This is a genomic window from Desulfobotulus sapovorans DSM 2055 (genome assembly GCF_059569355.1).
Genome location: NZ_JCANVJ010000006.1, coordinates 15,322 through 38,853, shown reverse-complemented (window position 1 = coordinate 38,853; position 23,532 = coordinate 15,322). Strand labels below are relative to the sequence as shown.

The window sequence follows — 23,532 nt, the reverse complement described above, 5'->3', positions numbered from 1 at the left end:
TCTGACGTGATACGGCTGTTTCCTTTATCAGAATCTTGATGGGATTGCCACGGTTTTCCCAGTCATGAAAATGTAGTGGAGCAAGGAAAACGGGTTTTCTCAATAACGGTCACTTTGTGCAGAATGGATTGCGGGAAGAGGAGGGCTGTCTATGGGAAGTGAGTCTAAGGCGGATCAAAATGTAAAACCCGTTAATATTGCAAAGGTGACCCAAAGGCTGATTGGGCATATTCTTTCCATGTCTGCAGAAGAACGTTTTGCGCTTTTGCAGAAACTTGAGGGGGAGAAAACTCTGGCTGAGGAGGCTGTTCTGGATCTGGATCAACGCAGATCTCCCAGAATTTCCTACACGGCAGAAGTGGATTTCGTTGTGGACAATATCCCCTACAAAGGGCTGATTCTGGATATTTCTGAGGAAGGAGCACGTATTGTTTCCTGTGATATCCCTCCTGCAGGTGCAGAAGTACGCATGGCTTTTCAGCTCCCGGGGCGAAAAAATGCCCATGTGTGCATGGCAGGGCTTGTGGTGCGGGATACGGAAAAGGATTTTGGAGTTCATTTTAATAAGGGGTTGAACCCATCTCTCCAGCGTTATGATATGAAAATTCTGGGGCCTTGCTGTAAAAAAAAGGACGTTTGAGTCTCTCTTTAGTGTCTGAATGTCTTAGGGCAGGGCCTGACCTGCCCCGGTGGATTTTGTCTAAGGGACTTCCCCTTTTGTTTCGGGATGGTCTGCAGGATCTCTGCGGGGGGGGAGCTGAATGGCTGGTTTGGAAGAAATTTTCAGTTTTTTGATGGCAGGTGGAAGGAGATCCGGACTTTCCCTCGGGTAGGCAGGCGGACTCAGAATTTCCCCTTCCTGGTTGAGCACGGTGTCATCATCAAGAATCACCAGCCCAAGACGTCTGATGACTTCATTTTTGTACTGATGCCTGAAATCAATGGCTTTTTTTTGGAGTTTGTAGTTAAGCACCATCCAGATGATGGCAAAAAATGCTCCTACTGCAAGGAGAACACCAAGGGAGACAAGGAGATATTGGGCGGATTTTTCGCCAAAACGGGCGATAAAGGCGAATATATCTTCAATTTTATAGACAATACCGGCACCAAGTCCCAGGAGTACAAGAATAAAGAGAAAGGGGAGCTGGCGGATGGTACGTAGGAAGGCCTGGGTTCGAAGCGTGGCTTTTCCCGCATCCGGATCTTCCGTAAAGGCATTTTCATCATAAAGGGGATTTTGTCCATAGAGATATTTATTGAAACCTGCGACAAAAATACCCAGAAGGAAGGTGATGGCAACGGGGATGATAAAGGCGGCAAAAAAGTAGGACTTCCATGGGAAGCCTTTTGTTTCCGGGCCGAGTTGTCCTATAAAAGATACAAAAAAGATAAGGGCTTCCACAATGCCGATGAAGATCAGATAATTTTTCAGGAAGTGCTTGATTTCCACCTGGCTGAAAAGGGATGCAACTCCTTTGTGTTCAGGGGACTGGGTATCATTCATAGCTTTTCTCCGTAATACAATTGGGGCAGCCTTGCGGCACAGGCGGACGGATACAAGTTTAAATTTGTTTTTTTAACCTCTCCAAAAAGAGATTTCAATCCTTAAATATAATCTGGTTCCCTTGATGTCTCGCCAGGTTTTTTGGTTTGTATTCAGTTATCCGGTACCCTGATTCAGGCTGAAGCAGACGTTTGTGCCCCTATGCTACACCAACCCCATCGCTATACAAGTTTTCATATGTCTTTTCACAGCGTTCTATTTCTTCTTGTTTTTAGTGTAATGTATTTATATATAATAAAAAAAGACTACCGTATGGCAGCCTTTCCTTGTCTTTTGGCGGAGAAGCGGGGATTTGAACCCCGGGAACGTATTTTGTACGCTCAACGGTTTTCGAGACCGCCGCCTTCAGCCACTCGGCCACTTCTCCGTTCCTTTGCCAATACATTCTGGGATGATTTCTGTCAAGCAGAGCCTCTGATTATACCTTGTGTTTGAAATAAATTGGAGGGCGTAAGCGCTCTGCTTCAGGGTGAACGCATGTAAGTCTCACTTCAAAATTACGGCTATGTAAAATCAGAGTGTTACAAATATCAAAAGCTGAACCTCTTTGATTGTTAATGCTATAACCTATTGAAATTGCGTTCCGCCAAATCTTCATGTGTTCACCCTGCTCTCTGCTTTTTCGGGGACTGTCAAAAGGATTGGTGCAAAAATATGTTGACAGTTTTTAGTTTTTCATATAAAAGTCCTGAGTTCTTGTCGGGAAGTGGCTCAGTCTGGTAGAGCACAGCGTTCGGGACGCTGGGGTCGCTGGTTCGAATCCAGTCTTCCCGACCAGATAAATTTTTAATAAGTGTTCTGATATTTTACAGGATTATATTTTATAATCTAATTTTAAATCTAAAAAATAAAAACGGAAGACCTGTATTCAAGGTTCTTCCGTATCTTGTTTTATGGCACTATATAAAAATATTTTTTATTATAGCTTAATTTTTTTGTTTTACTGATAAGACCGAAACCCACGCGACAAAGTATCCGTTGTTTCAGATATGCTCAAACAATCAGGCATTTTTATCTACGCCGAGTGGGAAATGAACTGTTTTAGTAACCGCCTGCCTTTCAGTCTATAGAAATGGCGGAGAGAGAGGCGGACAATCCCATGTTTTTTATAACCCCATACTGTTTCATAACTATTTGTTTTTAAAGAACAAAATGCTTTTTTCGGTTTTCTTGGGTTGCATGTTTAACCCCCTTGATCTATCTTTCCGCCTATGGACAGGACTAGGGACGAAAAGGCACGTTATGAAGACACGGGATAAGCTTATTGCAGCAAAGATTACATATCTTAAAAAAGGTTTTCATTCCGATGGCGGGAACCTGTATCTGAACGTCAGGGAATCCGGCGGGCGGTCATGGATATTCCGGTATGAACGCGCCGGGCATCAGCGGGATCTGGGGCTGGGGGCTTTCCCGGATGTTTCCCTGAAGCAGGCACGGGAGAAGGCCGCAAAGTTGCGAAGGATGCTTGCCGACGGTCTTACCCCGGCTCTGGAAAAACCTGTTCAGGAAAAAAATTTTCAGCAGGTGGCCATGGAGTACATCGAGGGGCAGAAGTCCGGGTGGAAAAACGAGAAACACTACCAGCAGTGGGTGAGCACCCTGGAGCAGTACGCCTTTCCGGGTATCGGTCGACTTTACCCGAAGGAGATAGCCCTTGAGCATGTTCTTCGGATCTTAAAGCCCATATGGGAATCAAAAACAGAAACGGCTTCCCGTGTCAGGGCAAGGCTGGAACGTGTTCTCGATTTTGCCAAGGCCCACGGCCTGCGATCTGGGGACAATCCTGCTGCATGGAAGGGGAATCTGGATTCTGTCCTCCCGAAAGCCTCAAGCGTTACCGGGGTGGAGCATTTCAAAGCCGTTTCTATTGAAGTGATGCCGGATCTTTATGAAAGCCTGAAAAAATCCAGCGCCGTTTCCGCATTGTGTCTGCGCTGGGTTATCCTGACGGCCTGCCGTTCCGGTGAGGGGCGGGGTTCCCTGTGGTCTGAGATCGACAGCCTCAAAGGAACATGGACAATACCGGTGGCACGGGCAAAAACGAAAAAGGCCCATGTGGTTCCGCTTTCGGGTGAAATGCTTGCCGTTCTGGAAAAGGCCAGAGACTATGATGACGGGAGCGGTTTGATATTCCCGTCACCTTCCGGGAAAGCCCTGTCCGATGTTGCCCTGGCCAAGGTTTTAAAAACCCGCCTGGAAGAAGGGGCTACGGTTCATGGCATGAGGTCAGTTTTCAAAGACTGGGCGCTGGAACGATGCCCGTTGATTCCAGATCATGTATCCGAGGCCTGCCTTGCCCATGCTTCGGGTGACAAGGTTCGGGATGCTTACGCCAGAACGGATCTGGTGGAACAGAAAAAAGATCTTTTGGAAAGATGGTCAGACTATTTGACAGGTGGCAGGGCGGCAGGGTACTGAAAACGAGCCAGCCGCCTTTCTGATAGTAGGAGAAAGAGGCAGGAATCTCAAGGAAGGATGTTCAAAAATAAAAGGAGGCCCCATGGCCAGACGTAAAAAGCCGAAGATCACGCTGGTGATTGAGGTGGATCATTCAAAGATCCGAAAACCCATCAGCCCCCCAACACAGACCCACAAAGACAAAAAAAGCTATAACCGGAACCCCAAGCACAAAAAGCGGTTCCCCGAAGGGGGGCCGCTTTTTCTATGCCTGAATTTCCGCTCCTTTCCCTGTCTGGATTTCAATAGCCACTGACACCCGGAGCCAGCAGGACGCAAAAAGCCTATTCCTTATTCCTCCCCATCCTTCACAACAGCCTTCTCCCCCCTCTCCACCACCAGATCCTTTTCCTTCTCCCTCTCCCTTTCCCGTCCCCTCTGTTCCAGAATGCTTTCCCAGTCCGCAGAGCCGCCGCGCACCTCGGCAATGGCTTCCCCAAGGGTCATGATGTTGCTGTTCATGGCGTCAATAATGGCAGAAATCTCCTTGGACGGGTCCACATGGCCACGCCGGGGCGGTATCCATCGGCAGTGGGTGTACAGCCTCCTTGCCGCGTACCAGTCCGGCCAGTGTTTCTTGATTTTAATCCAGCCCCGCAGATAGGCCTCTTCCATGAGCATCTCATACACGGGCTGCATGTACCCGCTCACCAGCCACTGCTGGTAAAGGCCAAAGAGGTTCCAGGCTTCCAGCAGAGCGGCCCGTGCGCCCGCGTAATTGGTTTTGGAAAAGTCCTTGGAAACCACCTCATAGGGCAGCCCCACGGAGGCACCGATGCCCCGGAGCAGACGTTCCACAAACGGCTCGAAGGTGTTGCCCGGCCTTGTGGAAGAAAGAATGTGGGGTCGCTCGCCGGAGCGTCCGTAATAAATACCTGCGGGGGCCACCTCCTGATATTCCTCGCCCCGCCGGGCCATCTCGTTTTTATCAAGAAACTGTTCCGCCATTTCATTGGGATAGGGGGTTTCGATCCACACGGGAAAGGAGGCCGCCACAATGGCGCCCACCACCTCAAACTCCAGATAATCCGAAAGATCCCGGAAAAGTTTCATGGCCGGAGCCAGCGGAGAAATCCCCCGGTACTGATCCGTTCCCTTTGCCACCATGCCATGAAAAATCCCCGGCCTGTGGCCCACCCAGGCGGGAACCGGGGTGAAGTCTCCGGCGTTCCGGGCCATCTTTCCGGTTTTTGTGTCCACACCCGCCACCCAGTAGCGCAGGGGCTGGCCCATGGGGCCGATCTCAATGCCATCCCGGAAGCTGCCGCTCTCCTGCCTGTCCGCCGGGGTAAAAACACGGGAAGGACTGATCTGCTGAAGGGCAAGGGAAAAGGTGCGGTTGGGGCCGTCCAGCATGACGGGCTGCTGGAAAAACTCCCCGTGGGTGAAGTAATCGTACACCGCCAGCAGAGAGAGCATCCAGAAGGGCAGACGGCCACGGGCATCCGCTTCCGACTGCCAGCTTACCCAGGCCAGACGGCAGGCCTCCCGCATGTCCTGCGCCTCGTCTTCCGTCATGCCAAGGGCCTTAAAAAAGGGAGAGGGCTGGGGCGTAAGGCCCGTTCCCACAATGTGGGTGGCCATGGAGTCCGACACACTGGCCGCGTGGGGATCGGAGCCGATGATGTCCGCAGCCCGGCCCGTTATGGTTTCCCGTTCACGGGCTTCGGTGAAGCGGGAGAGCTTCTGGCCGTACCACTTGCCAAGGCTTCCCTTGCGGCCTGCGCCCTTACGACTGTAGCCGAAGGTGGTGCCGCCGCTCACGGGTTTGGGCTGGGAAGGCCGGAGATCGAGGTTGCGGATGGCGGGGATGTTGAGGCTCACCGGGCGGCCCTCCCGTGCAGGATGCGGGGCCGGGTGATGGCCATGAGCTTGGCCTTTTCCGTTTCGAAATACTGAAGGCCGGACTGGATGTCCGGCAGGCTGGCCCGTGTCACCTTCACACCCTCGGATGTGGTGTACTCCTGAGACAGCATGGCTGCGGACAGGGCCTTTTTGAGGTCAGTGATTTTGGTTTCCAGCTCCGGAAGAGTCCAGATGCTTGCGGTGGTCATGGCGGCTCCCTTCATGAAAAAAGTACCCGCAAAAAAAGGGCGGAGTTCTGCGGGAGTATAGGGCCGGGAGGGGCGGCGTTTGCTGTTTGGGCTTCAGATGCGTGTGGATGAGGGGGCTTTTTGCCTGATGGGGGGAAGAATGTGGTTGACGGGGGGGGATACGGGCCGGGAAAAGGCCTGCTCTGGTTTTTAGAAAAAATAGCTTTTTTAAAAAAATCGAAGAAGCAAAAAACCCTTTTTTTTCAGGGGGCTGTTTTTTTATTTTTCTGAAATTAATAGATTTTTATTTTAAGCGATCACAGCGAAACCCCGTTTTTATTAAGCACCTAAAAGTCAATTTTGGAAAAAATGGGGTAAATCATTTTTATTCTTTTTAAAATCAATTTGTTATTTCTGAATCGTGTCAAAATAGGTAGCAAAAAAGTTGGTATCTGTTTTTAAAACAAAATGTTATGCTAAAAAACAAGTCATTTTTTCAGTGCCACTCACCTCCGGTTTCAGGTGATTTTGGGGGGTACCCCAAAAAAGGCTTGCAAATCCTCCAAAGCATATGCGATATTCCGGCAGCTCTTCGCTACATGGCCCCGCTTCGAGGGGATTGAGACGCGACATCATGTCGCTCACGGACAACCCTGTCGTGCTAACTTCGCTACATGGCCCCGCTTCGAGGGGATTGAGACGCCACTGGACAACGCCCACTTTGCAGCCAGTCGAGGAGCTTCGCTACATGGCCCCGCTTCGAGGGGATTGAGACATTGAAAGACGCGGAGCTGACAACTTTGTGAGAAGCACTTCGCTACATGGCCCCGCTTCGAGGGGATTGAGACTCAATAAACCCTTTAAAAAGAGACTTTTCCCAAACACTTCGCTACATGGCCCCGCTTCGAGGGGATTGAGACTCATTTTCTACCATTTCACAACACTGGTAGAGAAACTGCTTCGCTACATGGCCCCGCTTCGAGGGGATTGAGACATCCCTGAAACGGCCATCAACCAAACAATTACGGCTGTACTTCGCTACATGGCCCCGCTTCGAGGGGATTGAGACTTGGATCCTTTGGCATCCTGCTTCAGCCACTCCAGGGATGCACTTCGCTACATGGCCCCGCTTCGAGGGGATTTCAGAAAAGGGATTCCTTTTCAGAGGAATAGAAACAAAAAAGCCCCTGCACCATTCCAGTGCAGAGGCTTTCTTTGTTTATGGGATCAGGAAAAACTTACTTTCCGCTGGCCTGATTCCTGAGAGACTGGACAAAGGCTTCATGGTGAACTTCCGGGTTCAGCACACAGACCGTCCGGAGGATGTTGTTTACGGACACCACCAGATTCTGGTGAAGCTGGCCTAAAGTGCTCAGGTTTGTCAGCATCCCATTCACCTCCCGGACAAGACGCCGTGCAAGGAGGATCTGGTCGTCATGGCCATGGGTGATGGCCACGGGAGCGGCAGCCCCGTAGCGGCCTGTTTTGCGGATGGCGGGGAGCACTTCCGATGCCACCCAGTTGGTGAACTCTTCGGCGGCGGGTTTACTGGAGCGGAAGGCCAGCTTGTAGAGGGCGGGTTCGTTGATGATGATGAGCTGCTGCTCTCCGCCGCCCCGGTTGTCTTGGGAAGAAGGGGTCAGGAAATTCCTGAGTCCTTTCCATTCATCGGGGATAGAGGCAAGTGTTTGTTTCCCTGTCCATGAGATCCCCAGGGCTTCACACACATCTTTGGCAACAAACCAGATTTCCCCGTTTTCGGAAAGGGTTCTGACTGTACAGCTTTGAAAAGTGAAATCGGTGGTGAGCAGGTTGTTTTCCATGACAGTCTCCTTGGCTAAAAAATGAAGGAATCCGCCATCTCTGAATGCTAAAACAGGGGTGGCGGAGCTATATGGGTTAGCATTACCGGGCCAAGGCAACCGGCGCTTCCGAAGAAGCCCACATATAGCTCCGCCATAAGGGTATGCGAGGACACAAAAAATGCGCCTGCATCTTTCTATAGGTGGCGCTACACGCCTTGACTTTCGGGATGCTAAACCCGGCTGTGGTTTTTTGCCGCAGCACGAAAACGATACCCAGCCCGGAATGGAATGTCAAGATGCTGTTGCGGATGACAGCAAAAGGAAAAAATTGCGGTAAACGAAAGTAAAAGGCTTGCCATGGGAAACGGGATCAGATATGAAAAATGCATCGTTTTTCCAAAAGAGACAGGAAGGCAGCACACTGCCCTTGCCGAAGTGTTGAGTATCCACACCTGAGCTGAAAGCGTTTTACCCATTTTCCATCTTTTGGGCTTTAATATCGGGATAAATAGTAAATAGGGTTTACCTGTGATAAGCGGACGGAACTGTGGTGACAGATTCCTTTGTTTTTTTTAGTCCGAAAATGATTGGGATTTTTTCTAGATATAGGGACGGATAACATGAAAAATTTCCACTTATTGCACTGTTAGCGCAACGAAAGGAAAAGAACATGGCTGGAATGGTTTATTGCAGAGGGTGTGGCAAGGAGATCCACGATAGCGCGAGATCGTGTCCGCACTGTGGGGCAACACAGAGATCTGGCGTGCAAGGGAAAAGCAAGGTAGTTGCTGGCGTGCTGGCCTTATTCTTAGGTGGGCTTGGCATCCATCGCTTCTATCTCGGAAAATGGTGGGGTCTATTCTACCTCTTGCTCTGTTGGACATTTGTTCCTGCGATTATTGCTCTGGTGGAAGCAATCGTGTTTTTCTGCACCAGTGATGACGTGTGGAACGCGAAATATGGTGGATGAGTGCGCTAACAAGGATCTTGTTCATATGTTTACTCGTTATGGTCAAGGGGAAAAATGAACCGTTTTAGAAGATGGTTATGTTTATATCAGAGAGGACAATGAAATAATGCTCTGGTTTAGCACTATGCCGACCATAGGTGTTGATACGATAAAATTTTGAGATGGAAAAACGGCATACAAGAAGAGTATGAAAACCGGACAAGGCTAATACAGCTGGTGCAAAAAGCCGCGTGGCTGATTAGCGTCGTTACTTTCTGATCTCATACCCCCCAAACACCAAAAGCGGCCCCCTTCGGGGAGCCGCTTTTTCCATGTCTCAACATCCGCCCGTCAGCGTTTCTTTTCTTAGCTGAACCCCTCAGTTCAGCCCCAGCTTATCCAGCGGAATGTCCACCTTCTCATGGTTCAGGATTTTTTTCACGGAAGCCACGTCCAGACCGGCAATGCGGGCAATCATGTCTTCGGGCAGGCCCTGTCTGCTGGCGTTCACCACCATGGCGCGGATGCCTTCCTGCCTCCCCATAATCACACCTTCCTGAATCCCTTTTTCCTTTATATGCTGTGCCAGCATAACCGTATCCTCCTCTTCTGTAATTTCCTTCAGAAGTGCTTCCTTTTCATCCTCGCTGATGGCGGCGTAGGTATCAATGAAATCCACGTACTTGTCGAACATGGCAAGGGAAGTGAGCTGGTACAGCCCCACCCATGCCTTGCGGATCACTTTGCCGCGTTCTTCGGGCCTGTAGTGCATCTTCGGCAGAAGAATTTTCACCACAGGGTTGGGAACATCATAATGGTCTCTGGCCTCATAGTCAAAAAGCCGGACAAGCTGATATTCAAAATGCAGAAAAACCCGGTCTCCCAGACGGCTTTCCAGCTCCCGGGCCACGTCCTTTTTCCACTTTTCCCTGCGGGTGAACAGCACCGTGGGAACCACGCGGGCTTTGGGGTGGCTTTCCATGAGATCCGTGGCATAGCGGAGCAGGCGGTGGATGGAGAATTTCTGCTTGTTCTCCTGAAACTCCACCAGCCAGAGCACCACCTCACCCTTTTCAAAGCGAAAAAGGATGGGCATGTCCAGAGAAAGATGGCCATCCTTCAGCTTCTGCTTTTTCGGCTCCTGACGGATGAACTCAAAGCTCTGCACCGCACCCAGATGCGTCATGGCTTCGGGCAGCAGCCAGTCCAGGGATTCTCTGGGAAAATCCAGAAAGATGTTTTTGAAATTATGATCGTGAGAAATCATGGTGTCCCTTTTCTGTAGTCCTGTCGTGGCAGAAAAAGCATAGCAGCGGGAGACGCTGAATAAAAGAAGAAAGAATAAAAGCGTTCAGACCCGTTTTATGGCTATACACCCATCAGATTCAGGGTCACGTCATACATATCTGTCTCCTCCTGCACCACCAGCCGCTGCACAGGTACCGCACTCAGCGCCCCCGCTTCATGGCGGAACAGCACCTGAAACTCCCGGCCATCGTCCAGCCTCAGCTCCATCCATGTCTGGGGCAGGGCATCCCGCAACGCTACCAGAGTTCTCACCACAGCCCGTGTCTGCCAGCCGCAGTGGAGGGTCAGGGGCCGTCCTCCCCTTGGCGTGGACGTATGTTCCACCACGAGCGCACCATCCCCGGCCACCTCGCAGGACTGCCCTACCGGAGACCAGTCAAACTCATCCATCCAGACCACGTTCCCGCCCAGATCCATACCCGCCAGTTCCGCCATGCCGCCTCCTCAGTCCACGTACATTGTCCCGCCGTCCGGCAGCTCCGGAACCGGCCCACGGACACGGTCTCCCTGCACGGATACCCGCGCATCCACCGCATACTCTGTTCCCTGAATCCGGAACCGCTGCCCTCCGGACAGATCCTGAAGCTCGCTTTCCATCCCATGATGGGCAACCACCCGGCAGATCCGCAGGGGGTCTCCGGGAGATACAGCCTTTCGCCATTCTGCATACAGGTTAGCTGACAAGGTATTCCTCCACGGTTACGGATTGTCTTGTGGTGGGATTTTTGCCGTTTTTGTCCACAGCCGCCGCCACGGTTACGGATTTCACACGGCCCCGGAACACACGATCCTCAAAGGGGTCTGTCACTTCCACAAGATCACAGACCTGCATGAGACGGGGCCGGATACCGCTGTCTTGTGGAGGCAGGGCCGCCGTGTAGCTGTGTTCGATCCTGTCATAGCCCTGCGCCGCCAGCAGGGTGCGTCCGTTCTCCTGATTCACCCAGGGGGCCGTGATGTTTTCTCCGGCCACATCCGGAGCGGGTCTGTCTCCTGCCGTGCCGGATCTTACAATCCGCATGACCTGTCCGCTATGCACACCGGATACCAGCACGGCGTTGTACCGTGGCGACCGCACCCTGCGCGATGCGGACGACAGCAGCCCCTGATGCAGCCAGTCGTCCGGGATCTGGGTACCGAACTTTGAGGGCGATACCGGGTACCCGGACATCAGGATCAGGGTGCGTTCATAGGGGTGGGTCTGGATGATGCCGCCTGCGTCCCGTATCAGGCCCGCCAGCATGTCCATGGCCGTGGCATCCCGCACAGAATATCCCGTTATCGGCCAGAGATTTTCAGGAAGCTGCCAGTCCCAGCTCCAGCCCGTGTCCCTGAGGATCTCCGCCACCACCTGCCGGGCGGGCAGATCCGCAAACACCCGGCTGGATTTCGGGGCACCGTCTCCACCGAGAACAACGGACGGCGATGCCCCGGAAAAAGAATACACACCCTGACCCCATGTGTGCCGGGAGGTGACATCATCCACCAGACAGCGGAACCGGTAGCCGGACACGGTGATTTCCACCTCCACCTCTCCGTACGGGCCGGGCCGCAGTCTGGCAGCAGCATCCGCCCCGAGAATCACACCCTGAAAATCTATGGCCCATGAACTGTCATCCATGGAGCAGGATACGGAGAGGGTGGGGATGACGGCCCCATCGGATACGCGCACCACTGAAAACTGCTGAGGATACATGATCACACTCGCTGTCGTAAGATAGGATAATTGCCATTCCCGCCGTGCCTCGATCCATGCCCCCGGCAGAGGGGGGATTTCCGGATCCGGGAAACCCGTTCCCCAGGGGAATGCCATGGCCCTGTCCGCCTGCCTGCCTTCGGCAAAGGCCAGATCCTGCGACCCGTCCGCAAAACGTCCCATGCGCCAGCGCAGATCCCGTTCCGCATCCAGAGCGGCGGCCATATCCCAGATCAGGGCCTGATGCCGTTCCACACCCAGGGCAGGGGCATAGGCCAGATGCAGGATCTCATCGGCGGACAGAATCCCGTCCCAGGCCATGGGATGCTCCCGGTCAGAAACCGCCACCTCCCCCCAGGTTAGCTCCGGAGTCTCGTCCGCATGGCCAGCGTCCTTCCAGTACAGAAGGTTTTCCGGGTTTACCTTTTCCGGTACAGACCAGAGAAGGGATGCCAGCATGTCCGCACTCCGGGCATCCGCCCACAGAAACTCCCACACCATGTCCAGGAAGCTGTTGTTCAGGCCATCGGCGTAAGACCATGACAACATTCCGTGGGTATCTACAGGGTTTCCTGATACACGCCATCCAATAATCAGCCCTGCACGTATTGCTGTATAAACCGGTATGTCATTGGAAAGAAGCGGCGGCAGAACAATTCCGCAGAACTCCGCAAGCAAATACTCATCTGTTCCAACAGCCAGGGGATGGATATTGTATGTCATCTGCGGGGCCTTACATGCAGGTACGGATGGCCGTCGCACAACGGAACACCCCATTTATGACACAGATATCCTTCTATCCTCTGCCTGACAGCAGTGTCGGTATTGGAAGCAATCAGAATTACTTCATGGATATCACCAGAGAAATCATATGTGCTTGAAGCGTCTCCACCGGCATAAACACGCCCTGCTGGCTGATTTGCAGTTTTTCCAGGGGTTTGAAAAGAGGCAGAACTAAACAGACCGTTCAGCCCATATCCCAGAACGGCCTCTGCAAATCCATACACAGCAGAGGCCACAAACCTTCCTCCTGCGTAAGCCTTGCTGTATGACTTAAACGCATCGGTGCTTAACCGCCTTCCACCAAACAGGATTGCGCTGTCGTTGGGTCTGTGCTCAACAGTCACCAGCATCCTGGAGTTATCAGGCACCGAAGCATGAAAAATTCTTGCCGCGACACTACCCGGTACGGCAGACCCTGCGATAAACAGGCTGATATAACTTTTATCCTGAAAGAGAGCCGCGCATGTTGCTGTAAAATCCAGAAGCTCCCACTTTCCTGCGGCAAAGGACAGGGATGGGTATGCTTCCGGCTCTGCTTTTTGTGGCTGATACAAACTGGTGTGCTGGACACCAAACCGTCCTGTACCACTCTGGTCTGGCCATAGAGGAATCCTGTTTTGGCCGGATTTTTTTTCGAAAAATACGTTTTCAGCAGACAACCACAGATCTGTCTGTATCTGGCCCGGAGACCAGTATGCGCTATCGGGTGGAATCCCCCATGGAGGAATACCGGTTTTTACAAACCTGTCACCAATTTTATAAAAACCCATCAGGCCATATCTCCATTACCGTCCACAGCCACGTCTGTCTGGTCAGACGTAATCATCAGGCGATCCCCCCCGGTAAAAACCATTTTTGTATCCAGCACCAGAGGGCTTTCTCCCGGAGCCATGTCTATGGCCCACTGGAAGCGTATGGCCCCGTCTGATCCAACACGGGCTACCGTGATATGGGCACTCTGGGCACTGTTGTTGCTTACCATCAGACACAGCAGCAGAATGGTTCCAATCCCGCTGTCAAGAAGCGTGATGGCTTCACCAGGAACTGCAAATTGTGAAATACTCCATGATTTAAGAGCCATCTCCCATCCTTTTAAGTCAGGTCGCAACATCCCCAAAAACGCCGATGGTCGCAGAATCATCTTTCTGATCCGATGCACGGGCATTCACACACCGGGCCGCCCACAGCCCGATTTCCGTCCCCTGCGTCCGGAACCGCAGGCAGTTCCCGAACTGCCATCCTGCCCCCCAGCCCTCAGCCGCCAGAGACCAGTAGGGGAGGTTCAGCATGGGATTGACCGGCGCAATCGCTGCGGACACGGGCAGATTTTCCGCAATCAGACCCAGACGTTTTCCGATGACATTCACCCGCACGGGATCCGTGGCCACAACCAGCAGGCACCAGTCCTCATCCACAGCGCCCTTGTTGCTCAGGGTCAGGGGGTGATCCGTGAAATTGTAGGTGTCGGATGCAGAAGAACCGCTGTAGTCCGTGGAGGGTGTCCAGATATTGGCCCAGGACTGCTGGGTATGCCAGCCGTCCATCTGGGCAAACTTTTCCCCGGTACGGATCACGGAAGCCACCACGGCCCCTGCCGTAAAACCAGCGGCCATGGCATTGGCTGTATAAAAATCTTTCCCCAGCACCTCGGATACCGGCACCCGCTCCATGCGCCGGTCTTCAGGGTGAAGATCCACAAAGGTGCCCGCCGGATACGCCGCAGCCACGGTTCCCCCATGGCCACGGGCCACGGTCAGCACCCCGTCCACAATGCCGGATGCCAGCACCACCTCATCCCGGATCATAAACCGCAGGCCAGCACCAAAATCCGGCGGCAGGCCCGTTCCTGGATGAATACGGATCGCCGTTGTCCCTTCTTCCACAGCCACGGAAAGCTGGTGCCGACCGCGATCCGTCACCAGCAGGACATCCCCGCGTTTGAATACAGGCACCTTGCCGGACAGGGGCAGGCTGCGAGTATCCATATCTTTGAATTCCGAATGGAAGACCGTGTTGTAGGCATAATCCGCCTCCACGGAATCCGGAACAATGTGACCTGAGAAGGTACAAAGGGCATAGCCCTTTTCCCGGTACACAGAACCGGAAGCCTCTCCAGACAAAACCTGATTTACGTCAGAGGCTTCCAGAACCTCCCCGCTGAGGCTTTTTGCCCGGATCTTAAACGATCCCGGCAGCAGGGGAGCTGCCCCCCAGGTGTGGACGGCGGCCCTGTTGAATCCCATGGTTTCAAAAGCTGCCAGACAGACGCCACCCACAGGAGGAAGGCCTCTTGTGATTGCCCCTTTCCCGGCAGATGCGTCCCAGGTACCCACTTCCCGGACAGGATTTCCTCCAGCGTCGTTCATCTGCTGGATTTCAGCGGAAAGCACGTCGATCTTGGCCACACCCGTCTGCCATCCCGTGACAAACCATTTGCCCTCCCCGCCGTAATGCACACAGGTATCCGCGTAAACGTTGTCCGATGTTCCCACACTCCAGGTCACGCCGCCATCCAGAGACTGTGCCAGTTCTCCCGCACTGCTGATGGCAACGCATTTTGTTCCATCCGTATCAAATGTTTCCACTGTTCCGGTAAACGGGATTTCTCCAACCTTCGTGAAGGTCTCCCCATCACTGCTGTTAACGACAATGCCGTTACGGCAGGCTGCCCAGCAGACCCCATTGAGTACAGAGGCAAACAAAGGCCTGCCAGATAGCCGTGTCACCACGGAGTCCCAGCTTTCGGGCGTTATAAAACGGTTTTTTGTAAACGGGGCGGACAGCGTGTAGGCCAGACCGCCGTCGCAGAACAGCAGTACCTTTTCACTGCCAATGACCCCACGGCATCCCCTGTAAACAGGATTTGAAAAATACATACTTGGACTGGAACTCATACTGCCGGATAACGTCATAACCGTTGTTTTTGTTGTTGAAAAAATTATTCTGTCATCACTGTCGCTGGCCTCATCCACCCAGGTGGGCGGACTGTCTATATAGTAACGGTGTGTAAAAGCAGAGGCTATGTCAGGTGCGATATAGAGACTGTACTGGAATGCAACGACGATTGCCTGACTCACGGGAAGAATACGTATCTGTGTCCCTTTAGAAGGTGGCCCCGCACTACTTGTCGAAAGACTGGAACAGCGCGTCCATACTTTGCCATCCAGGGAACGATAGATCCAGGCATCTGCATTAGGGTTAATGTTTGTCCCCCCCCAAGCCATGACGAAAAAATCCCCAACCTTTGCCATGGCCACCCCGGAAAAGGGCTTGCTTAAATTCATTCCTGTAAAGGGAACCGTCGCCTGCGGTTCAAAATTCACCGTTGCCTTGTCAGACAGCATCAGCTTCCCCGCCCCGTCATCCTGAGCCAGCCATGCCAGTGTGCCGCTGCCTCCGGGTTTGGCCGTCCAGTACCGGAACAGGGACGCACCGGGGACAACATTCTGAACAGGCAGGGTGATCGGTGCGGAAAAGGCCTCCCGCATGACGTTCTTCATCCCGGAGCCAGAGATCCGGAGGGGGATGGCCTCTCCGGGTGTAAGCCCCGGAGCCTCCACAAACACCTGGGCTGTGGCATGGGAGACAGAGCCTGTCCATCCGGCAAGGCCCGACATCAGGCTTCCCCCCGTATCTGCCAGCACCTGCGTCCAGCTTCCGTTCTCCTGCTTTTCCACAATCAGAGTCCCGGCCTCGATGGAGGTGTAATATTGCTGCTGCGCCAGATCCAGGGTCAGGGGCGCATAGCGTCCGCCCAGAGACAAATCCCCGTAAGAGATCGCATTCGATGCAAACAGATAATGCCCCGAAAAAGTCAGGTAGGTCATTGCAAAATCCACCCCCACCAGACTTTCACCGGACAGCCACACGCCTCCGCCTGCCCCCTGGGTGAACCCCATGCGGAACCGCGCCAGACCTCCCGCATCCTGGGCCACATACTCCCCTGCGGTGGTGGAAGATTTCGCAAATTCGGCAGAATAGCTGTTCCCGGCAGGGTCTTTAAAACCAACCCGGCACCACCCCCCGGAACTGCTATGACCAGAGAGTTGCGGAACCTCAAAATATACGGAACCCTCACTGATTTTTTTGTTCACAGAAAAGCTGTGATACCCGCTGCTGAGGTTGCCATAGGAATCTACGGCCAGATTCCCGCCCTTATAGAAAACAGCGGCCTGACATGAAGCGTCAAAGGCTGGGGTTCCGGGCAGACAGGTCAGGGTCAGGCGGGCCAGAGGCCGTTCCAGCGTCGGATTGGGCGGGTGATACGCCATTGTCCCGGTATAGCCGTTTCCTGCCAGATTCGGGAAATCCGCAGTGTCCCATGCGGCAAGCTGCCAGGTCTGCCCCACATCCCGCGACACATACACCTTTACCCTTCCCCAGAAGACGGAGTTATGGGGAAGGGTAATGTCCCAGGTGCTTGCAGCATCTCCCGTAAAGTTCCGCGCCACGCCATAGTTCGGTGCCTGGGGTTCCAGCGAAGCTTCGGCCACAAAGGCTTCCTGCCGGACTTCTCCCGTAGGCTCCATCCCCCCTGTGACCGCCCCCACCACATCCGGGATATTCCTGTGTTCCGTGCAGGCATGGAGAAGCTGATAGAAAAAGAGAATATGGGTACCGGGATCCACAGCCTCATTCACGGCAAAGCTTGCCACCATCCCGTTCACCGTCCCGTACCCCGCACCAGATAGCGTTCCACTGGTGTCCGTCTCTTCAATGACCTGCCACCGGGCGCTGTTCAGGTACATGATTTTCATGGTGCCGGGTTTTGGCTGGCCCTGGGTCAGGGTGTGGGTGTAGAGGGTTTCCGTGGCCGATGCCAGCCATTCGGAGACAAAGGGCTGGGAGACGTTCAGAGGGATATCCCCATACTCCGTTTCTACCAGCACCTCCCCGAGGCTGGGAGGCGGGAAGAGCTTCATCCCCTCCACACGGGTCTCCCGCTGGATAACCGGAGCCAGCCGCACTTCATGATCCACCACCCGCAGCCTGTCCTGACCCGCCGTCACATCCTCGGCCAGCAGGGCCGCACCATAGGCCCGCCAGCCCGGATCCACCACCATCGTCCTTGGGGTCACCCCCGCCTCATGGTTCCGCAGCAAAGGAGCCGCCACCGTCACCAGCATGAAACGCAGGTGGTATTCGTTCCGTGCTTCCGCACCCGCAAGACGTTCTTCCCGGATTTCTATGCGTTCAATCTGGATGGTTTCATCATTCTCATGCTCCGACACCCCTGCCATGCCGGGCAGCAGCATCCTGTCCCCCACATTCAGGTTCAGGGCGTAATGCACATCCACCTTCCGCACCCAGTCCAGACTGCCATCCTCTTTGTACGAGGGGGTATATTCCTTGTGCCGGAGCGTGAACACAAGCTGCCGGTCTCCGGGTTTTACCGGGTAACGCAGGGGCGCGTTTCCCGCACCTCCCAGAGGCGTATAAAAACCCTCAATGCGATCCACCATGGAGGGCCGTTTTTCGTCCGGTTCCTGGGAAGGGAACAGGACAAAACTCACCTCCGGGTCGATGGGCGGATCCGTGAGCGCCACATGGGAGCCTGCATACAGGGCCGTATTGTCCGTCATCACCCTTGCGCCCATCCGCAGCAGCTCCACGGAGCCATACACCCGCTGGATGCGGGCAATCTGCTTGAAGGCATTGTTCATCTGCCCGGAGACGATTTCATTCCCGGTCAGCCAGCCGCCGCCGTGTTCCGTCTGATCCATGCGTTCGGAGGCAAAGAATTTTACGTCCTCCGGGAAAATCTGCTGTGCCATGTTCTCTCCTATAACGCCCTGCGGCGGGCTCTTCCCAGAGCCTCCACCAGCCGTCTTTCATTGTCCATGTCGAACATCCCCACAGCACTCTCACCACCGGGGAACTCAAACCGCACGATGCGATCCGGAGCGGGAGAGGGGGAGGGGGAGACAGCAGCCTCCACCCGACCACCCAGGGCCATTTTGGGCGGCTCCCATGCGGGAAGACGGGGCATCCGCGCCATCTGTGCGGCCAGCACCCGGCCTCCTTCAGCGGCAAAGGCGGGGCCGCTCCACTGGCGCTTTACCAGGGCTTCCGTCGCCCATACGGGAATCCCCCCGGAGTTCAGCAGATTCAGGAAGGCAAAGCCGTGACGCAGGGCATCCCGTCTGTTGATGATGTACTCATCCTTCTCAGCCTCAATGATCGTCCCGCCTGCGGAATGGGGTCTGCCGCCAATGAGGCCGCCGTCTGAGAATTTTTGTGTCTGGCTGGTAAGGCTTCTGTGCTTCAGAAGGGCGGCATTGTCTGCGAATTTCAGAAAGGTTTCCAGTGTTGCATTGTCCCATGTGTGCATCCCGGCAAGGGGAGGAAAAGCACTGTTCAGCACCTCCATGGTTTCGCCAAGGGACACCAGTTCCTGACGGGTCGCCCGGACAGCATCCGCAACCTGGCCCTGATGGTTTTTAAGTCCCTCCTGCTGCTGCAACAGCGCCCCGGTTGCGCCGTCTGAGGCCTGCTGCATCAGCTCAATGGCCGTCCGGGTGTTCTGTTCCAGACTGCTCACCACCTCACCCTGCTGATTTTTCACCTCCGCCGACAGGGATGAGGCAAGGGTCTCAGCCTGTTTGAACAGCTCTGCGGCCTGTTCTGCTCTGCCCTCCGCCATGGCCCGGACAGCGGCATCAAAGGTTTCCTCATATTCCAGACGACGATCCTGCCATGCGGCCTCATCATCCATGGTCTTTCTGCGCAGCTCCCGGATCTTCTCCTGAGTCGATTCCTGAATGGAGAGGATCTGGCTCTCAATGGCCTCAATCTCACCCGCAAGACGCTCCCAGTCCGCAATCAGGTCATCCACGGTCTTTTTGCCTGCGGCATAAATCTCCTCCATCATGGAAACGGCGTCCTCCGTCGCCTGCCGCAGGGAATCCGCATCCACCCACGCCATGCTCTCCAGCTCCCGGATCTTTTCCGTAAGCTCCGCAACGCCGTCCCGTGCAGCCGCAAACCCCTTCAGCGCCTGCTGCATGGCATTCTCAGACCTGACTGCCGTGTCCTCAGAGCCGCTTGCCACGGCATCAAGCCATACCCTGGCTGTGCCGGTGATCTCTTCCAGTGTCCTGTCCGTCCGATCCAGTTCCTCCCGGTATTTCCGTAAGACCCCGACCATTTCCACAGCCACGGCAGCTCCCTGCTCCAGCGTCATGTTCCCCATGTCCATCTGCACGCCGAAGGTACCCAACATGCCGTTCAGGGCCTCGAACTGACGCTCCATGTCCCGGAGTTCATGGGAAAAACTTTTTACCCACACCTCCAGCCTGCCAAAGCCCGTTTCTCCGGTTTCATGAAACAGACGGTTCATCTCACGGGCCTTTTCCGCCACAAGATCAAAACTGCTGGTTACATCCCCCAGGGTCTGGGTACCGAGATCCGTGATTTTTGCCTTAAATTCCTTCAGATCGGAAATCAGCAGTTGCAGAGGATGCTGGCTGTTGCCCAGAGATATGGCCAGACCGTCAACCGCTTTGGAGGCTTCTTTTGTTGCTTTTGCACCTTCTTTGGCAGCCTCTGCGCCCTCTTTGGCAGCTTCCGTGCCTTCCCTGGCAGCCTTGTTGATCTCCTGCTGACCCGCAACGGCCCGGCTCTGTACCTCCATAAGCCCCGCTTCCGCAGCCAGCCTGTCATTCAGGGCACGTTTGTATTCCTCAGACTCACGGCCATAGACTTCTGCCATGGCTGTCAGAACCCGTTCCGCCTTTTCCAGCCGCCATCTGGCAAAGGCGTCTTCGGCCTCCATCTTTTTTTTGATGGCTTCGGCATGGGGCAAAACACCACGCGCTTCCTGTAAGCTGATCTCCGCCAGAGTTTTTTTATACAGCGCATCCCTGTGGGCGGCCTCCGTATCCTGCTGTTTCATGAGATGGTTCAGAGTCTCTTCCGCTTCCCTGCGGACAAGGGCCTCATATTCCCGCACGGCTTTGGTTTTTGCTTTCCGGGTCTCTTCCTCCATTTTTATGGTGGTATCCGACACCCGGCCCGCTGTGGCAATCTCCTGATCCGCCAGAGCCTGCACCTCCCGCAGCCGGTCTTCCAGCAGAGCTGTCTTTTTTTTGAGCATCTCCTTCTGGAGTTCCAGCGTCCGTGTTTCCCCTTCAGCTTCTGTATAAAAACCCTGTTCCACGTATTTTTTTACGGATTCCAGGGCCGTCTTGTAGTGCGTGTCAAGGGCCTGCATCCGTTTCTCCAGCACGTCCAGCGCCTTCTGATGGGACTCTCTTTCACGGCTCACCTGAGCCGCATATTCCCTGGATCCTTCCACCGCCCCATCCATGGCCTTCCGTGTATCCGTCAGCGCCTGAATCACGTTCTCCTGTTTTTTATGGAGTTCCTTCAGCGCCTCCTGTGCGGCCAGGGCTTCCTCCGTCGCCGTTCCGTACCATGTGGTTTCCTGTGCCTTCACAGACAGCTCATTGAGAAGCGCCGTGTTATAGGCACGGGCCTTGGCCAGCTTACCGTGCAGATCTTCCAGCTCCTGCCGGGGCAGCTCCAGAAGATTGCCGGGGATTTTGACATCCGCAAACTCCGCATACCGGGCCTTCAGTTCCGCAGCCCCCTTCAGCATCCGGCTCTGGGCATCATCCGCTTCTCCCATGGCCTCACGCATCTCCAGAAACGCCTGTACAGCCTCATAAATTTTCACCACATCGTAGGCCATCCCCACACCTGCCATGGCAACACCCAAGGCCCTGCCAGCCGTTGCCGCCCCTGTCATGGCTGTGGCAGCCTGCCCGTTGGCAATGGCGGCTTCCCGCGCTGCTGCGTTCTGGCCCTTTAAGCGGAGTGTGGTTTCCTGAGCCACCAGAGCCATGCCGTGTAGCCCCTGCACCACCTGCCGGATGCCCATGTGCCAGGCCAGAAACCCTCCCGTCAGAAGCGCGGTTATGCCCAAAAAAGCCTGCATTGGGCCAGGAAGAGTTTCAATATTCACAGACAGATCCCTGAACTTCTGTGCGAGGGGGAGGGCGGCCTGCGCCAGCAGGCCTCCAATCTCGATATTCAGCTTATCCAGTTCATTGCGGAACAGTTTGATCTGGTTTTCAGGGGTGTCCTTCATTTTGTCAAAGGCGCCATCCATGGCATCAAGCTTTTGTTTTACTCCCCCCAATGACTTCATTAACCCTTCGTGGTTCTGAGTGAGGGCCAGAACCCCTGTACGGGCCTCCTCATCCGGAATCAGAAAACGCATCTGCTCCAGCCCCAGCCCCTTCTGCCAGATGGCATCCAGCGTGGGAAGCAGGCCCTCCCAGGTTATCCCCAGTTCCTCAAATTTCTTTTTTGCTTCCGGTGTAGGGGCTGCCATGGCATTGATAGCCCCTTTGATGGCTGTAAGCGCCTGTGGCGTCCTGATGCCAGCCTTGGTCAGGGTTACGATGGCTGCGGAAAGGTCTTCAAAGGAAACCCCTGCGGCCACAGCTGTAGGCAGGGCCGCCCCAATGGAAGAGGCCAGCTCCGGGAAGGTGGTGACCCCCAGCTTCACGGTCTGAAACAGGGTGTCATACACCCCGCCCAGTGCATCAATGGACATGCCATAGGCGTTGATGACACCCACACCGACATTTACCGCCGTCTTTGTATCGGTCACACCGGCCACGGCGGCTTTTGCAGACAGCTTCAGCACAGACATGGAATCTTCAAGGGCCACCCCTGCGGAAAGAATATCATACTGGGCGGCAGCCAGTTCGGAGCCGGTCTGGGGGACAATGCGGGAGAGATTCAGAATTTCATCGGAAAGGGCCTGATGCTTTTCTGCGGACACATCGAGAAGGGTGTTTACCTCTGCCATACGCTGTGTGTAGTCGGAATAAACGCCAAGGCTTTTATTTGCCGCATACACGGCAGTCGCCATGCCAACCATCCCCGTTTGCGTCAGGGAAAGGGCCTTGGCCCAGCCATTGGTCTCTTCCCTCAGGCGGGCCGTCTGACGCTGTAACGCCTGCTGGGCCTTCAGCATCTCGCTGGAAGAAAGCTGGCCGGAGGCGGACAGGATTTTATACGCCTGATTCAGTCTGGTGACCTCGGCATGAATATCCCTGTGAGACCGCAGCCCCAGGGTCTGGTAGGCCTTCAGCATATCTGTCTGAAGATGTAGTGTGCTGCGGGTCTGATCCATGCCCTCCTTCAGGCGGGCTTCTTCCATCCGGACTTTCGAGGTATCCACCCCCGCACCGCGCAGTTCCTTTCTCAGGCGCCCCAATTTTTCCCCGTTCTGGACATACTGGGTTTCCAGCCCTTCCAGGGAACGGACGGCCTGATGGTATTCCGCACGGGTTCTCGCCGTGGCGGCACCATTTTCATTCATTCCGGTTTCCAGCTCTTTGACAACCCGGCGACTTTCCCGGATCGTTATCCCTAAATCCTTCTGCTGGTCTTGAAAGTTCACAATTTCCGTGGAGGTTTTGTCATATTTTTTTTCGAGCTGATCAAGGCTGCGAACAGCCATCGTATATTCCAGACGGCTGGCCTCCGTAGCGGTGTTTCCATCTCCCATGGCAGTTTCTAATGTTTTCACAACCGTACGGGCCTGCTGCACTTCTTCCTTGTATTCCTGCTGTCTGGATTTCAGCCTTGCTAAAACCTTGTCGCTGGTCTCATACTTACGTTCCAGTCCCTCCAGAGTCCGGGTTGCCTGCATATACTCTGTGCGGGTGGCAGCGGTTGCCTTCTCCCCCTCACCCATGGAGGCTTCCAGCTCCTTCATGGTTTTACGGGTGTTCTGGATAGCCTCCCGGTATTCTTTCTGCCGGGTCTGGGCCTCACGGAAGGCCTCCGCTTTACCCGCTACGGCCTGCATTTTCGTAAGCTCTCCGGAGAGGTTTTTTACTTCCTCTGTCAGGCCCTTTGTTTCTGCTTCACCCTCGGTTTTCATCCGCAGGCGGATGGCTATATCAGCTCCCATTGAA

General features: G+C 54.5%; 16 protein-coding genes, 2 tRNA genes and 1 CRISPR repeat array. Of the genes, 5 read left to right on the top strand and 13 right to left on the bottom strand.

Features of this window, described 5'->3' with window-relative positions; translation table 11 throughout:
• Positions 1-151: 151 nt before the first annotated feature.
• A complete protein-coding gene (locus BR04_RS06675; RefSeq protein ID WP_496355226.1) occupies positions 152-640 on the top strand; it encodes a PilZ domain-containing protein in 489 nt (162 codons plus the stop codon).
• Positions 641-700: 60 nt separating this feature from the next.
• Here the strand turns inward: BR04_RS06675 and BR04_RS06670 are convergent, their stop codons facing one another.
• Both BR04_RS06670 and BR04_RS06665 read right to left on the bottom strand, forming a co-directional pair.
• Entirely contained in the window at positions 701-1,504 is an 804-nt protein-coding gene (locus BR04_RS06670) for a hypothetical protein (protein ID WP_496355225.1), read from the bottom strand.
• Between the two features lie 334 nt (positions 1,505-1,838).
• A tRNA-Ser gene (locus BR04_RS06665) sits at positions 1,839-1,931 on the bottom strand.
• A 333-nt stretch (positions 1,932-2,264) separates the two neighbouring features.
• On the opposite strand from BR04_RS06665, the gene BR04_RS06660 reads away from it, so the two are divergent.
• The 3 genes from BR04_RS06660 to BR04_RS06650 all read left to right on the top strand — a co-directional run bounded on the left by BR04_RS06660 (position 2,265) and on the right by BR04_RS06650 (position 4,277).
• Positions 2,265-2,341: transfer RNA gene (locus tag BR04_RS06660), tRNA-Pro, on the top strand.
• Positions 2,342-2,806: 465 nt separating this feature from the next.
• A complete protein-coding gene (locus BR04_RS06655; protein ID WP_496355224.1) occupies positions 2,807-3,982 on the top strand; it encodes a tyrosine-type recombinase/integrase in 1,176 nt (391 codons plus the stop codon).
• A gap of 82 nt (positions 3,983-4,064) precedes the next feature.
• Positions 4,065-4,277: a hypothetical protein gene (locus tag BR04_RS06650; RefSeq protein ID WP_496355223.1), complete on the top strand. Its 213-nt coding sequence runs from the start codon at positions 4,065-4,067 to the stop codon at positions 4,275-4,277.
• A 35-nt stretch (positions 4,278-4,312) separates the two neighbouring features.
• Here BR04_RS06650 and BR04_RS06645 read toward each other — a convergent pair whose 3' ends face one another.
• The 3 genes from BR04_RS06645 to BR04_RS06635 all read right to left on the bottom strand — a co-directional run bounded on the left by BR04_RS06645 (position 4,313) and on the right by BR04_RS06635 (position 7,877).
• Positions 4,313-5,845 (bottom strand): phage portal protein, encoded by a 1,533-nt coding sequence (locus BR04_RS06645; RefSeq protein ID WP_496355222.1) that lies wholly within the window; start codon positions 5,843-5,845, stop codon positions 4,313-4,315.
• Positions 5,842-6,075 (bottom strand): hypothetical protein, encoded by a 234-nt coding sequence (locus BR04_RS06640; RefSeq protein WP_496355221.1) that lies wholly within the window; start codon positions 6,073-6,075, stop codon positions 5,842-5,844. The genes BR04_RS06645 and BR04_RS06640 overlap by 4 nt, the downstream gene beginning before the upstream one ends.
• 569 nt (positions 6,076-6,644) lie before the next feature.
• Positions 6,645-7,201: direct repeats of the CRISPR family, unit length 36 nt; unit sequence CTTCGCTACATGGCCCCGCTTCGAGGGGATTGAGAC.
• A gap of 91 nt (positions 7,202-7,292) precedes the next feature.
• Positions 7,293-7,877, bottom strand: a complete 585-nt coding sequence (locus BR04_RS06635) for a BRO-N domain-containing protein (protein ID WP_496355220.1) — start codon at positions 7,875-7,877, stop codon at positions 7,293-7,295.
• A 652-nt stretch (positions 7,878-8,529) separates the two neighbouring features.
• Between BR04_RS06635 and BR04_RS06630 the strand changes: the two genes are divergently transcribed.
• The gene (locus tag BR04_RS06630) at positions 8,530-8,829 is read left to right on the top strand and encodes a TM2 domain-containing protein (protein ID WP_496355219.1); all 300 of its coding nucleotides are present in this window, start codon (positions 8,530-8,532) and stop codon (positions 8,827-8,829) included.
• Between the two features lie 358 nt (positions 8,830-9,187).
• Here BR04_RS06630 and BR04_RS06625 read toward each other — a convergent pair whose 3' ends face one another.
• The 8 genes from BR04_RS06625 to BR04_RS06590 form a co-directional block, all read right to left on the bottom strand.
• Positions 9,188-10,075: an Rpn family recombination-promoting nuclease/putative transposase gene (locus BR04_RS06625; protein WP_496355218.1), complete on the bottom strand. Its 888-nt coding sequence runs from the start codon at positions 10,073-10,075 to the stop codon at positions 9,188-9,190.
• Between the two features lie 101 nt (positions 10,076-10,176).
• Entirely contained in the window at positions 10,177-10,551 is a 375-nt protein-coding gene (locus BR04_RS06620) for a hypothetical protein (RefSeq protein ID WP_496355217.1), read from the bottom strand.
• Between the two features lie 9 nt (positions 10,552-10,560).
• Positions 10,561-10,800 carry a hypothetical protein gene (locus BR04_RS06615; RefSeq protein WP_496355216.1) on the bottom strand — a complete coding sequence of 80 codons (240 nt, stop codon included), beginning with the start codon at positions 10,798-10,800 and terminating at the stop codon, positions 10,561-10,563.
• Entirely contained in the window at positions 10,790-12,271 is a 1,482-nt protein-coding gene (locus BR04_RS06610; protein WP_496355215.1) for a hypothetical protein, read from the bottom strand. The genes BR04_RS06615 and BR04_RS06610 overlap by 11 nt, the downstream gene beginning before the upstream one ends.
• A 260-nt stretch (positions 12,272-12,531) precedes the next feature.
• Positions 12,532-13,365, bottom strand: a complete 834-nt coding sequence (locus BR04_RS06605; protein WP_496355214.1) for a hypothetical protein — start codon at positions 13,363-13,365, stop codon at positions 12,532-12,534.
• Entirely contained in the window at positions 13,365-13,676 is a 312-nt protein-coding gene (locus BR04_RS06600; protein WP_496355213.1) for a hypothetical protein, read from the bottom strand. Before BR04_RS06600 ends, BR04_RS06605 begins: the two co-directional genes overlap by 1 nt.
• Positions 13,677-13,692: 16 nt before the next feature.
• Positions 13,693-18,369: a hypothetical protein gene (locus BR04_RS06595; protein WP_496355212.1), complete on the bottom strand. Its 4,677-nt coding sequence runs from the start codon at positions 18,367-18,369 to the stop codon at positions 13,693-13,695.
• A gap of 8 nt (positions 18,370-18,377) precedes the next feature.
• The gene (locus BR04_RS06590; protein WP_496355211.1) at positions 18,378-23,528 is read right to left on the bottom strand and encodes a phage tail tape measure protein; all 5,151 of its coding nucleotides are present in this window, start codon (positions 23,526-23,528) and stop codon (positions 18,378-18,380) included.
• Positions 23,529-23,532: the final 4 nt, after the last annotated feature.

Coding starts and splice junctions, on each gene's coding strand:
- BR04_RS06625 (WP_496355218.1), bottom strand. CDS start 10,075: ATGATTTCTCACGATCATAATTTCAAAAACATCTTTCTGGATTTTCCC.
- BR04_RS06670 (WP_496355225.1), bottom strand. CDS start 1,504: ATGAATGATACCCAGTCCCCTGAACACAAAGGAGTTGCATCCCTTTTC.
- BR04_RS06630 (WP_496355219.1), top strand. CDS start 8,530: ATGGCTGGAATGGTTTATTGCAGAGGGTGTGGCAAGGAGATCCACGAT.
- BR04_RS06655 (WP_496355224.1), top strand. CDS start 2,807: ATGAAGACACGGGATAAGCTTATTGCAGCAAAGATTACATATCTTAAA.
- BR04_RS06635 (WP_496355220.1), bottom strand. CDS start 7,877: ATGGAAAACAACCTGCTCACCACCGATTTCACTTTTCAAAGCTGTACA.
- BR04_RS06650 (WP_496355223.1), top strand. CDS start 4,065: ATGGCCAGACGTAAAAAGCCGAAGATCACGCTGGTGATTGAGGTGGAT.
- BR04_RS06590 (WP_496355211.1), bottom strand. CDS start 23,528: ATGGGAGCTGATATAGCCATCCGCCTGCGGATGAAAACCGAGGGTGAA.
- BR04_RS06640 (WP_496355221.1), bottom strand. CDS start 6,075: ATGACCACCGCAAGCATCTGGACTCTTCCGGAGCTGGAAACCAAAATC.
- BR04_RS06605 (WP_496355214.1), bottom strand. CDS start 13,365: ATGGGTTTTTATAAAATTGGTGACAGGTTTGTAAAAACCGGTATTCCT.
- BR04_RS06610 (WP_496355215.1), bottom strand. CDS start 12,271: ATGCTGGCATCCCTTCTCTGGTCTGTACCGGAAAAGGTAAACCCGGAA.
- BR04_RS06620 (WP_496355217.1), bottom strand. CDS start 10,551: ATGGCGGAACTGGCGGGTATGGATCTGGGCGGGAACGTGGTCTGGATG.
- BR04_RS06600 (WP_496355213.1), bottom strand. CDS start 13,676: ATGGCTCTTAAATCATGGAGTATTTCACAATTTGCAGTTCCTGGTGAA.
- BR04_RS06675 (WP_496355226.1), top strand. CDS start 152: ATGGGAAGTGAGTCTAAGGCGGATCAAAATGTAAAACCCGTTAATATT.
- BR04_RS06595 (WP_496355212.1), bottom strand. CDS start 18,369: ATGGCACAGCAGATTTTCCCGGAGGACGTAAAATTCTTTGCCTCCGAA.